12 protein-coding genes and 2 tRNA genes are annotated in these 12,363 nt (G+C 31.2%); 8 read left to right on the top strand and 6 right to left on the bottom strand.

Going from position 1 to position 12,363, the window contains the following annotated elements; all coding sequences use genetic code 11:
- Positions 1-18 precede the first annotated feature (18 nt).
- A complete protein-coding gene (locus tag EG814_RS08150; RefSeq protein WP_125720740.1) occupies positions 19-1,191 on the top strand; it encodes a hypothetical protein in 1,173 nt (390 codons plus the stop codon).
- Between the two features lie 93 nt (positions 1,192-1,284).
- On the opposite strand, the gene EG814_RS08145 is transcribed toward EG814_RS08150, so the two are convergent.
- A complete protein-coding gene (locus EG814_RS08145; RefSeq protein WP_125720737.1) occupies positions 1,285-1,818 on the bottom strand; it encodes an HD domain-containing protein in 534 nt (177 codons plus the stop codon).
- A 150-nt stretch (positions 1,819-1,968) separates the two neighbouring features.
- Here EG814_RS08145 and EG814_RS08140 point away from each other — a divergent pair, with 150 nt between their 5' ends.
- From EG814_RS08140 to EG814_RS08125, 4 genes are all read left to right on the top strand, one after another.
- Complete coding sequence (locus EG814_RS08140) at positions 1,969-2,901, top strand: DUF2268 domain-containing putative Zn-dependent protease (RefSeq protein WP_125720735.1); 933 nt, start codon at positions 1,969-1,971, stop codon at positions 2,899-2,901.
- A 30-nt stretch (positions 2,902-2,931) separates the two neighbouring features.
- Positions 2,932-3,726 carry a hypothetical protein gene (locus EG814_RS08135; protein WP_125720733.1) on the top strand — a complete coding sequence of 265 codons (795 nt, stop codon included), beginning with the start codon at positions 2,932-2,934 and terminating at the stop codon, positions 3,724-3,726.
- Between the two features lie 562 nt (positions 3,727-4,288).
- Positions 4,289-5,026: a helix-turn-helix domain-containing protein gene (locus EG814_RS21170; protein WP_235830932.1), complete on the top strand. Its 738-nt coding sequence runs from the start codon at positions 4,289-4,291 to the stop codon at positions 5,024-5,026.
- A 152-nt stretch (positions 5,027-5,178) separates the two neighbouring features.
- Positions 5,179-6,657, top strand: a complete 1,479-nt coding sequence (locus tag EG814_RS08125; RefSeq protein WP_125720728.1) for a serine hydrolase domain-containing protein — start codon at positions 5,179-5,181, stop codon at positions 6,655-6,657.
- Positions 6,658-6,803: 146 nt separating this feature from the next.
- On the opposite strand, the gene EG814_RS08120 is transcribed toward EG814_RS08125, so the two are convergent.
- Positions 6,804-7,691 carry a winged helix-turn-helix domain-containing protein gene (locus EG814_RS08120; RefSeq protein ID WP_125720726.1) on the bottom strand — a complete coding sequence of 296 codons (888 nt, stop codon included), beginning with the start codon at positions 7,689-7,691 and terminating at the stop codon, positions 6,804-6,806.
- A 136-nt stretch (positions 7,692-7,827) separates the two neighbouring features.
- Between EG814_RS08120 and EG814_RS08115 the strand changes: the two genes are divergently transcribed.
- Together EG814_RS08115 and EG814_RS08110 are read left to right on the top strand one after the other, a co-directional pair.
- Positions 7,828-8,376, top strand: a complete 549-nt coding sequence (locus EG814_RS08115) for a hypothetical protein (RefSeq protein ID WP_125720724.1) — start codon at positions 7,828-7,830, stop codon at positions 8,374-8,376.
- A 76-nt stretch (positions 8,377-8,452) separates the two neighbouring features.
- Entirely contained in the window at positions 8,453-9,352 is a 900-nt protein-coding gene (locus EG814_RS08110) for a WD40 repeat domain-containing protein (protein ID WP_317133044.1), read from the top strand.
- A 94-nt stretch (positions 9,353-9,446) separates the two neighbouring features.
- Here EG814_RS08110 and EG814_RS08105 read toward each other — a convergent pair whose 3' ends face one another.
- The 4 genes from EG814_RS08105 to EG814_RS08095 form a co-directional block, all read right to left on the bottom strand.
- Positions 9,447-9,725, bottom strand: a complete 279-nt coding sequence (locus tag EG814_RS08105) for a GIY-YIG nuclease family protein (protein ID WP_125720720.1) — start codon at positions 9,723-9,725, stop codon at positions 9,447-9,449.
- Between the two features lie 59 nt (positions 9,726-9,784).
- A tRNA-Leu gene (locus EG814_RS20980) sits at positions 9,785-9,857 on the bottom strand.
- Positions 9,824-10,093, bottom strand: a complete 270-nt coding sequence (locus EG814_RS08100; protein ID WP_125720718.1) for a GIY-YIG nuclease family protein — start codon at positions 10,091-10,093, stop codon at positions 9,824-9,826. The genes EG814_RS20980 and EG814_RS08100 overlap by 34 nt, the downstream gene beginning before the upstream one ends.
- Before the next feature lie 66 nt (positions 10,094-10,159).
- Positions 10,160-10,237, bottom strand: a tRNA-Val gene (locus tag EG814_RS08095).
- A gap of 263 nt (positions 10,238-10,500) precedes the next feature.
- On the opposite strand from EG814_RS08095, the gene EG814_RS08090 reads away from it, so the two are divergent.
- Positions 10,501-12,291, top strand: a complete 1,791-nt coding sequence (locus EG814_RS08090; RefSeq protein ID WP_125720716.1) for an ABC transporter ATP-binding protein — start codon at positions 10,501-10,503, stop codon at positions 12,289-12,291.
- Positions 12,292-12,363 lie beyond the last annotated feature (72 nt).

Genomic DNA, 12,363 nt, shown 5'->3' with positions numbered 1-12,363 from the left:
CTCTATAGTTATACTAAAATGATTATTTTCTCAATTCTTATTATATTTTTTTGTATTGTTCCAGTTATATTGTATGTAAGTAAAAACAATAAAAATCCAAATAGAAATGCTACAATTCTTAGAACTTATAACTTTTCAGAAGATAAAAATGAAACAAACTCTATAAGTAATTTAGAAAATCAGGAATATTTATTTTTCGATTATCAAGATTACGGCAATTTAATAGTTGCAATACATTTTAATAAAGATTGTAGAAAAATATATCAGTTACTATCAAAGGACTATTCATATTACTTACTAACCTATGATGAGAAATTTAATTGTTTGAAAGAGATTAATTTGAAAATTCTCCATTCTCCTGAAGTGAATAACAGTGCTGTAATAAATACTTTTTTAGAGGATGGCAAAGATGTTATAATAATATGCCTGATTGACATTGATAACATCTATTATTATCATTTTAATTCTGATGGATTGAATATTTATAAAAAGTATTTTTCGAGAGCTAAAAACCAAATATTCTTGATTTATCACAAAGAAGGTGAATTTATTTCAATTTCAGATGAAGACTATACTCACAAGCCCGTTAAAGCATTTTGGGTAAATGACGAAACTTCTTTTGATTTTTTGTTAAGTGATGATGAATTATATCCAGAAAAAGAATGGTCTGGTTACGAATATATCGAATCAGTGACAAGAACGAATATTTCCAATCAATTTGCTTTTATAGCTCATGATGTAAATTATGGAGTTCAAGGCGTTAAAATTTTCAATTTTACTCGATCAAAAAGTATTGAGTTGATTTATGATATGGACGACCTTGATTTTGATGGAGCTTTTCATAACTTAAGCTTTAATTCAAAAGGAGATCGATTTGTAGTATTACTTTATAAACACGATAAATTTAATGCTGATAGTTTTTCTATTTTGGAATATTCTGTTTTAGATCACAAAAAACCATTAAAAATAATTAAAACTAAATATGCTTATTGGGAATTTGGCAAATTACACACTCATTATCTTACTGATAGATTTATTTGTGTTATAAGAAATTCTGATATTTTAATTTACGATTTAGAATTTGAAAAATTAAAACAAACTTTAAAAAGAGATTTTAGGTCTGCATTTTATGCTGGCAACAATATTTTAATTTATCAATATAAAGATGAATTGAAATTCTTGTCATACTAAGAAGAAAACTCCTTAAGAAATTTAAGGAGTTTTGTTCTTACGATTCAATTTTAGATGATTCAACAAACCGATAATATTCTTTAATTTTGTTTTTTAATCTTTTCTTTCTGCTAAATACTCATTTGCATCTTTCAATTCGCGGTAAATCGTTTCGGCTTCTTCAATATATATTAGCTTTTTCTCATCATTCCAATAAAAAGGCGGTTCGTAGAGATTACATATTCTATCGGCCATTTTAACTGCCCAAACTTCCTTTGGCTGATGTTTTATTCTTCTTAAGCTGTCCAGCATTTTTTCAGATGAGCTCTCAATTTGGCTGTTTTTAGTCAATGCTAAAACTCCATCTGCGACTTCTTTGCCAAAAAGATCCTTTATTTTTTCATAAGAAATATCAGTGTCTTCAATTGTATCATGCATCATGGCGCATTTTATCGCCAAATCGCCATTTATATAAGGCGTCAATTGAATTGCTTTTACAATTTCAAAAACAACACTTCCAATATGATTTATATATTCAACTTGTTCTCCATCTTTCGCTCCGCCATATTTCTGACTATTGTGCAGTCTAGAAACCAATTGCCATATTTTTTGTATTTCATCTATTGACCAATCTTTCTGCTCTTTCATCTATATATTTTAAGTTTTTTTATTGACTGTAATTTATTGATTTTTCTATAGATTTACAAGAGCTAAAAGCTTTTATTATATTTAAAATATATTTACGAAGAATTTTATCTAACTAAAATTTACCAATCCTATTCGATAATCTCAAAAAACATGAAACTAAAGCATATTATTCTTTTTGCCTTAATTTATATTCAAAATTCTGTTCTTGGGCAGAATAAATTCTCCTTAAATCCTTTGGATGCCGTCTTTGAAACAGCAGATACAAAAAGTTTCTGGATAGCTTTTGATAAAATGGACAAATCAAAAGAAAATCCATTTGTGGAATACATGCAAAAAGGCTCTCCAGGTGTCAAGGCTTTTACAGAAAACAGAATAATCAACGCTGATTCTCTTTTTGCTATTGTCAAGAAAAGAAAAGTCGATTATGAACTTTCAAGACATGTTTTAGACAATATTTCGACTAAAGAAAAGCGAGTTAGAACTATTTATAGCGCATTAAAATATTGGTATCCAAATGCAAAATTCCCTCCTATTTATTTTGTTTATGGAAGGTTTAATTCAGGCGGAACTTCTGCTCCCGAAGGAATTATTATCGGCACTGAAAAGCTTCAAAATTTGGACGGAATTTCTGGTTTAATTGCGCATGAACTGATACATTATCAGCAAAATATACAAGGTGCAGACATGCTGTTGAAATGGTGCTTGATGGAAGGTGGCGCAGATTTTATTGGTGAACTTATTTCGGGAGATGCTATTAATCAGCTTTCCTATCAATATGGAAACCAGAATCAAGATAAATTATGTCAAGAATTTGTAACTCGATTAAAAAATAAAGATTATCAGGATTGGCTTTACGGAACCTCCAAAAAAGACGACAGACCAAATGATTTAGGATATTGGATTGGCTATAAAATAACAGAAGCTTATTTCTACAAGCACCAAGACAAACAAAAAGCAATTAATGAAATTCTGAATATAAAAGATCCGTTACAATTCTTAAAACAAAGCGGGTTTTTAAATGTTTATATCGAAAAAAATCGAAAAGATAAAAAAGAAAGCTTTAATGCGTTTTTCAATAATTAAAAGTAAAAAGTATTCTTATTTAAACTAAAAATGAACTTATTAAAAATATTTGACCAGACTTTTACACATGAAAAGAAATTTGTTTTTCTGATTTTATTTGAGTTGTTAGAAAGTTCTGAATTTGAAGAAATGATGCCTTTAGAATACAGCAAATTATTATCTGAATTTAATTCAAGTCTCAAATATGGCAGTTTTCGTCAATTAGATCTAAATAGTGTTCTCACGCGTGAAAATAAAGATTCTTTCATCAAAATTTTTGAGTCAATTAATTCTAAGAGATTCAACTTGATTTCGAATGATTTAAATCATGTATTAAAATCAAAACTATTTGTAAATCTAGATCATAAAAAGGTAGGACGAATAATTTATGAGGAACTTCAAAATAAAATATACGTTACCGATATTTTTAATGCTATTTTAAATGGTTTGAAATTTGAAACTTTCTATGAAGTAAGTATTGTCAGTGCAGATGAATTGCTTGGCGATTGGATTTCGGTTAAAGAAACGGGGCAGTTGAGAATAAATTATAACATGACCGATTGGATGCCAATTGGGTCAAAAGTAAATCTGAAAATAGAGCTATTCAAAGAAGATTATTATAAATTTATCTGCCTTGCAACAGTGAGAAACTATATTTCTGGAAATGTTCACCTAGTTAAAGTTTACGAAACAAATGTTCAGATAAAAGAGGGCTTTTTTTATCATTATCATTTTCAAACAAATAAACTTTTGTATAAAAAGCCAATTTATGAATTTGAAAATAATACATTTAAAACTACAATTCATGAATATGATTTTGTTTTCCAGAGAAAAGATAATACCTAGAAGTTATTGAAATTGTTGCATTTAAAAAGTATTAGCAAAAGGAAATTAAATTTTACCGATGTTTCATTTAAATTTCAAAAGTTGTTAAAATTGTAGTATAATATTTTCTTATATTCGCTTCAAAAAGCCTTAACAACCAAAATAATACCACAAGAATAAAATGAATGATAAGATTAATGTATTGCTTATTTTAACTGTAATTTCTTTATTCATTTCGTTATTTTTGGCTTTTTTTCTACTTACAGTCAAAACCAAGCACAAAACAAGTAATTCTCTTTTTGCTTTTTTTCTAATTTTAACTGCTATAGATTCTAGCTCACCTTTATTAGAGTTAGTAACTACGGGCCCTTCAAATTTGGGAATGTTTAGAACCACGCTCGCTTTTTTGCAACTGCCTGTTTTTTATTTATATGTGGTTTCGGTTTGTTATTCTGATTTTAGGCTAAAACCAAAATACATCCTTCATCTTCTTCCATTTATAGTTTCAAATGTGATTTTATTGCCTCGCTTTTATTTAGTCGATGCTGCGGCCAAAATGAATTTTATTATAAATCGAAAGAATATGATAGAAATACCATTCAATCATATTCTTATTCATATTCAGATATTCGTCTATTTTATTGCTGTTTTTGTGCTATTAAAAAAAGCGAAAAAACTATATCTCGAAAATTTCGCAGGTGCCAATATTAATTCTTACAATTGGCTGTTTCAGTTTACGGTTGTGCTGAGTATTTTATATTTTATTGCTCTTTTTAAAAATATTTTTAAGTTTTCTGATTATCCTCAAATTTTCGAATATATAAAAATAGTAATTATCGTATTTCAACTTTTTATTGCCTGCTGGTATTTATATAAAGCTTTAAATCATCCTAATTTATTTCGAAATATCGATTCGAACTTAAAATTGGTTTCGGATATTGTTTTAGAAGAAAAGAATAGTTTGATAGCTGCAATAACTGGGAGAGATAAAGAAGAATTAGAGAAATTGCAGCAATACATGGTTACAGAAAAGCCTTTTTTAGATCCTTCTTTAACCATTCAGGATGTTTCTTTAGCGATAAAAATTCCTGTGCGTGATTTGTCGCTTTTAATCAATCATAAATTAGAACAGCATTTTTACGATTTCGTAAATTCCTATCGAATAGAATATGCAATGAATATTTTGAAAGATGCCACAAAAAGTAAAGTAACAATTCTTGAAATTTTATATGAAGTTGGATTTAATTCGAAATCTTCATTTAATACAGCTTTTAAAAAACATACCGGAAAAACGCCAACTTACTACCGCAAAGAATTATAAATCAGTATTTTGTAATTACTCGTACGTTTTATTTAAACTATTCGAACTTCTTTTTTTAAACAAATGCGTTCGAATCTTTTCATTCGGTCGCACACGATAGGCTTCCTCCACATCTTTGTATCGAAATAAATTTTTAACCAAAATTCGATACAATGAAAAACATTATTTACATACTACTTTTTGTAGTAGCAAGCGCAAATTGTCAGACAAGTCATAAAATATTGACAAAAAATGCAGACTATAGTTTTTTAACAGACAGTTTAAATATTGACCAGCAATTAGAAAAATATAAGCTAGCCGGATTTAGTGTTGTCGTTTTTCAAAACTACCAAATTGTATATTCAAACCAATTTGGTGTGAAATCACTAGATTCGAAGGAAAAAATAGATGAGAATACGGCTTTCTCTACTGCATCTATTTCAAAACCAATTACGGCATTACTTTGTTTTATGTTGGAAGAAAAAGGATTGCTTAACTTAGATAAACCGATAGATCCGTATCTTAAACGCTGGCATTTGCCTAAAAGTAAATTTATCGAAAACAGCAGTCCGACTTGGAGACAATTTCTAAATCACACCGCTGGTACAACTCAAGGTGGGTTTGAAGATCATTATGAAGGAGAAGCAATTCCGACATTAAAACAAAGTCTTTTAGGGCAAATACCGAGATATGATAAAGAAATAGAATTTTTGTTTACACCAGGAACTGGTTGGGAATATAGTGGCGGCGGGTACACAATTGTTCAAATGGCATTAGAAGATACTTTTAATAAATCTATAGCAGAACTTGCAAAAGAATATATTTTTTCTCCTCTTGGCTTGAAAAATACCACAATGATTCAGCCAAATGAAAAAGGATTCCCGACAAATGTGGCTTTGGTTCATGATAAAGAAGGAAAAGTAATTAAGACAGGATTACCCATTACGCCACAAGTTGCACCATCAGGAATGTGGTCTACTCCTACTGATTTAGCTAAAATTGCTATTGAAATGCAAAATGCGCTTCGTAATAAAAATAATAAGGTAATCTCTCATAATGTAGCAAAAAAGGTAACGGAAGTAACTGCTCTAAAAAATGCAGTTGGAGGTTGGAGCTACGGATGGCAAAAGTCGTTTGGTTACAACAACTATGATTGGTTTTTCTGCAATGGTTCTAATACTGGTGTTGGCGGCACTATTACTGGAACAATGACTGATGGCAATGGTTTTGCTTTTTTGGCCAATGGCGAAAAACCGAATCGTTTTCCTGTAATGAGCCACACTCAAAAGACAATTCTGAAGCTGATGAACTGGAATGGTAAAGCAACTTATGGCGAGGTTCAGGAAATGTCTTCGTCTCTTAAAAATCAATTAATTGGATCTTACGATGATTTTCTTTATCAACAAGGAGTAGAAACTAAAATAGTAGAAAAAAATAATCGTTTGTATGTTGAATCTATGTTGTTGGATCATTTTAAAGGAAAAAATGACAATGAACTAGTCTATTTAAAAAACGGATTGTTCAAGATCGTAGATTATCCTAACTTATTGAAATTTGAATTTATTGATGGAAAAGCAACTTCTGTAACCTTGATCAGAGATAATATGGAGACTAAAATAGAACTTGTTCGTAAAGATAAAGTTGCTAATTAGGAAATCAAAATTCATAATCAAAAGGAAATATATTGAAAAGATATATAGCAAAACTCCTTAATTTCTTAAGGAGTTTTATTTATTAGTATAAGGAGGCAAATTCCTTGTTCTTTACTCTCACACTATTTAAAGTAAGTGTTTTTTTCTTACTGACTAATTTCAAGCTTATATCCTTTGCTGCGTACAACAACAATGTTGATATTTGAATCTGATTCCAGTTTTTTTCTAAGTTTAGATATAAACATATCCAAACTACGGCCAACAATAACACCATCGTCTTCCCATATTTCTTTTTGCAAGCGACTTCTCTCTATTGTTTGGTTTGGAGAAGAAGCGAAAATTAGTAATACTCGAGTTTCCGTTCCTGTAAGAACGATTGTTTCTCCATTTATGATAAGTTTTTTATTCTTCGCATCGAATAATGTCGAACCCAAAGTATAAATATCAGTAAATTGAGCATCAGGCAATGTTTTTCTCGGCTTAGTAGATCTAAAAAAAATAAAACCTGCAAATGCTAAAAGTGAAAGGCTACCTAGAACATATCTATTCTTTGTTGTATTTATTCCTATTGGTTCGAATTTAATATCGATTATGTAACACGCTTTGGGTTGTCTTCTTCCTAAACAGGATGCAATATCATCTTTATTTTTGGATATGCCATATCCATAAGCGACACTAGAATTTCCACAGTTAAGAACGTTAATGATATAATTATTTGCAAGCTGATCTTCGGCCAATATACGTCTGGTAATATTCACGAGAGAATCAGGTTGGAAAGTAAGTTCATTTTCAAACCTAATTTGATATTCATTTTCAGCAATCTTTTTTACAGGAAGCACTCTTGATGTACTGTCACCTGACTGAAGCAGTAGCTCATGTCCGATTTTGCGGAATAAAATTTCTCTTTTGGAAATATTAAAATCATTTCCATTCTCCGTAGTAAAAGCGACGCAGATTATAGTAATAGATAAAAGTAATATAAACTCAAAAATAGATTTGCGTTTTCCGAACAGACAGTTTCTACTATTATTCATAGTGTCAAGTATTTATTTACAAAGTTTACATTTTTATTTACAATTCTAATTGCTCAAGCCGAAAAATATCAAACTAATTTTGCTTCATAATCCTCAAAAGAGAGAAAACGAAATTATTAATTAAACCCAAAAAACGATGAAAAAAATCATTTATGCGCTGATCTTAACTTTGATTGTGGTGAGCGGACTAGTATTCGCGAATAGCGAAATTAAAAAAGAAACTTCTAAAAAATCAATCACAAAACCGCGCTCTGCTGCTGAAAGAAAAGCTGGATTGAAAAAATGGGAAGCTACACCAGATGGTATAACGTTCAAAAAATGGGAAAATTCGCCAGCAGGTAAAAAAGTGTATGCCAGTGAAGCTAAAATAAGGAAATCTCTTCGTGATTATACCGATATGGAAGCAGTTGTAACATCTCTTACTCTTCCGCCAGGTTCACGATTAGGTTTTGGAGTTATGGTGAAAATTAATGATGATGATTATATTCTTAGTTTTGGACCAGAACAGTTTGGAAATAGTCAATTTGAGCAATTACACAGCCTAAAAGTTAATGACAAAATAATTATAAAAAGCCATAGTGTATCGCATGCGCCCAAGTATTCTTATCCAATTATATCGGGCGACTATGTAAAGCGAGATGGTAAAGTAATTTATAAACGTAAACCTAGCGAAGGCGGTTGTTAAGTAACCATTTTAAATGAAGAAAAGAAATAAAACACTAAAATTCTTAAGCTTACTGATTATTGTTTTGTCTAATTAGATTTTTGGACAAAATGCTTCCACAAAAGAAATTCTTTGGACAACAAATTGGAGTCCTAACGGTAAGTACATAGCGATTGGCGGAAATGTAAATAGTTTAAAAATTTATAGAAAAGGCGATTTAAAACCATACAAATCCTTTCCAGTAAAGAACACAACTACATGTATAAAGTGGCATCCTTCAATGAACATTGTTGCTGTCACAACTCAAATGTCAGATGAAAAATCGTTTATACTCAATTTAGATACAAATGAGAAAGTGGCGCTAAACGGCATTTCTCCAGATGGAGCTAGAGGAATTGATTGGAATTATACTGGTGAATATTTAGCTGTTGCAGACAATCAAGGACAAATATTGATTTACGACAAGAAAGGCAACTTGATTAGAAAATTTAGCAACGAAAATGCCAAGAGCATAACTGCTGTTGATTGGCATCCTAAAAAAAATATTCTTATAACTGTAGCAGATAAAATACGCGTTTTTGATATAGAAGGAAATCTTTTAAAATCAATAAAACATAGACAGGAAGATGTTATGTTGCTGAGTGTTGCTTGGCATAATTCAGGTTTATTTTTTGTTACAGGTGACTATGGAGATGAAAAAGATAAATCGTTGCTTCAATATTGGAATGAGGAAGGAGAACTTTTGAAAGCAATTGATATAAGTAAAGCTGAATACAGAAACTTAACGTGGAATTCAAAAGGAAATAGATTAGCAACGGCAAGTGATGCATTAAGAATTTGGGATGCAAACTTAAATCTAATTTCAGAAGGCAACTCAAAGGATTATTTATGGGGTGTCTCCTGGAATAACAAAGGCAACAGGATTGTTACTTCTAGTATGGAACAAAAAATAATACTTTGGAATGATAAAGCAGAAATAATATTAATTGTGCAATAAAAAAAACTCCTTAATTTCTTAAGGAGTTTCTTGGTGGGCGATGATAGCTTGTTCCGATTCATCGGAAGGTTCGAACCCCCGACCACTTCCGATGCTAATCGGAATGCTCTGAACCAGCTGAACTAATCTTTTTAGAAATTAATTCTTCTATTTTGATTCTGCTTTTCCAAGACTTAATTTGAAGTTCTCTTTTGTGTGCAAGTTCTTTGGTTTGATAGTTTTCTGTGTAAACTACTTTCCAGTCATTTGTATTTCCTATAAAACCTTTGCTTTTTTGATTGTGTCTGATAATTCTTTCTTCTAAATTAGAAGTAAAGCCAATGTAGAATTTGTTATTGCTTTCGCTAAATAAGATGTAAACAACGAAACTCATAAATAGATGTAAAATAAAAAACTCCAAAATCAAATGACTTTGGAGTTTTCGGAAATTTGTGGGCGATGAGGGGTTCGAACCCCCGACGAATTCCGATGCTAATCGGAATGCTCTGAACCAGCTGAACTAATCTTTTTAGAAATTAATTCCTCTATTTTGATTCTGCTTTTCCAAGACTTAATTTGAAGTTCTCTTTTGTGTGCAAGTTCTTTGGTTTGATAGTTTTTTGTGTAAACTACTTTCCAGTCATTTGTATTTCCTGTAAAACCTTTGCTTTTTTGATTGTGTCTGATCATTCTTTCTTCTAAATTAGAAGTAAAGCCAATGTAGAATTTTGTTCTTGCTTTCGCTAAATAAGATGTAAACAACGAAACTCATAAATAGATATAAAATAAAAACCTCCAAAATCAAAAGATTTTAGAGGTTGTTTAAAGTGGTGGGCGATGAGGGGTTCGAACCCCCGACCCCCTCGGTGTAAACGAGGTGCTCTGAACCAGCTGAGCTAATCGCCCTATTTTACTAGGTTGCTATCGTTTGTGATTGCGAGTGCAAATATACAGCTAGATTTTATATTTGCAAGCCTTTTTATGAAAAAAGTGAAAAATAATTTTGATGAAATAATTAGAGATCTATTTATCAAGGAATTAAAAAAAGACAAAAATCTGGAATTTCTTAAATTTAGTTAAAAATCAGATCCATCAAAGGCAATTCGGCATATTCTTTTTGTATTCATTTGCTATAGTCATACCTTTGCGTACCTTAATTGTATATTCAAATGGCAAGATTTCAAGAAAATGATTTACCGAAAGCTAAATTAAACTCTAACTCCCTTCAAAAAGCACTTCGAATTTTTAAATATGCTAAAAACCACAAATGGAAATTTTTCCTAGGTTTGATTTTCCTTTTTTTAACCAGCGCCACCGCCCTAGCCTTTCCTAAACTTATGGGAATGCTCGTAGATTGCGTTACCAATAAAGATCTTTCTAGAGCCAACGAAATAGCGCTTGGCTTAATGGGGATTTTGGTTCTGCAGGCCGTTTTCTCTTTCTTTAGAATTTCACTCTTCGTAAATTTTACAGAAAACTCACTTTCTAATATTCGTTTTGCCTTATATGAGAACCTAATAAAGTTACCAATGTCGTTTTATTCTCAAAAACGTGTTGGTGAATTGAATAGTAGAATCAGTGCTGATATTTCGCAGTTACAAGACACTTTCAGTACAACTATCGCCGAATTTCTGCGTCAATTTATTTTGATCATTGGAGGTTTTGTGATTTTAGGAAGTATTAGTCCAAAACTGACTTTAATGATGCTGGCAATTGTACCTCTTGTGGCAATTGCGGCAGTAATATTTGGAAGATTTATTCGTAAATACGGAAAAAAAACACAAGATAAAGTAGCCGAAAGCCAAGTTATTGTCGAAGAAACTTTGCAAGGAATAAGTAATGTGAAAGCATTTGCAAACGAATGGTACGAAATTCAGCGCTATAAAAATAAGATTAGAGAAATTGTAAAAATTGCTATTAAAGGCGGTCAATATAGAGGTTATTTTGCTTCGTTTATTATCCTATGCCTTTTCGGATGCGTTGTTGCCGTAGTTTGGTACGGAATTACTTTAACGATTAAAGGAGAAGTTGAAGGTGTGGGCGATCTAATTTCATTTGTCTTGTATACTACCTTTATCGGGGCTTCTTTTGGTGGAATTGCCGAGATGTATGCTCAGATTCAAAAAGCCGTTGGAGCAACAGAGCGTGTTTTTGAATTATTAGAAGAATCTCCTGAAGAAATCAATGCTAAACCAAGACTTACTGCTGTAGATAAAATAAAAGGAAATGTAGCTTTCAAAAATGTTGCTTTTAGTTATCCTTCAAGAAAAGAAGTTCAGGTTTTGAAAGATGTTAATTTTAATGCAGACTTCGGACAGAAAATAGCAATCGTTGGTCCAAGTGGTGCAGGAAAATCAACTATCTCTTCACTTTTATTGCGTTTTTATGACATCACTTCTGGAGAGATATTAGTAGACGGCAAAAAGATTCAAGATTATGATTTAGAAGACCTTCGCGGAAATATGAGTATTGTGCCTCAAGATGTTATATTATTCGGAGGATCAATAAGAGAAAATATTGCGTACGGAAATCCGAACGCAACTGAAGAAGAAATTATTGCTGCTGCGAAACAAGCCAATGCTTTTAATTTTGTTGACGGATTCCCAGAGAAATTTGAAACTTTGGTTGGAGAACGCGGTGTTAAACTTTCTGGAGGACAACGTCAGCGTATTGCAATTGCAAGAGCATTGCTTAAAAACCCAAGTATTTTAATTTTAGATGAAGCTACTTCGTCTCTAGACAGTGAAAGCGAGAAACTGGTTCAGGAAGCTTTAGAAGTTTTAATGGAAGGAAGAACAAGCATTATTATAGCGCACAGACTTTCTACAATTAGAAACGCAGATAAAATCTTAGTTCTAGATAACGGAAAAATTTCTGAAGAAGGAACTCACCAGGAATTAATAAACTTAGAAAATGGTATTTATAAGAATTTAAGCAACTTACAGTTTAGCAATTCTTAAATAAATTCCAATTTTTGAAATTCCAAATTCCAATAAAAAAACTTCATTTGATAAATCAAATGAAGTTTTTTC

The organism is Flavobacterium ustbae (genome assembly GCF_003946915.1).
GTDB lineage: Bacteria > Bacteroidota > Bacteroidia > Flavobacteriales > Flavobacteriaceae > Flavobacterium > Flavobacterium ustbae.
This window is presented reverse-complemented; position numbering and strand designations above follow the sequence as displayed.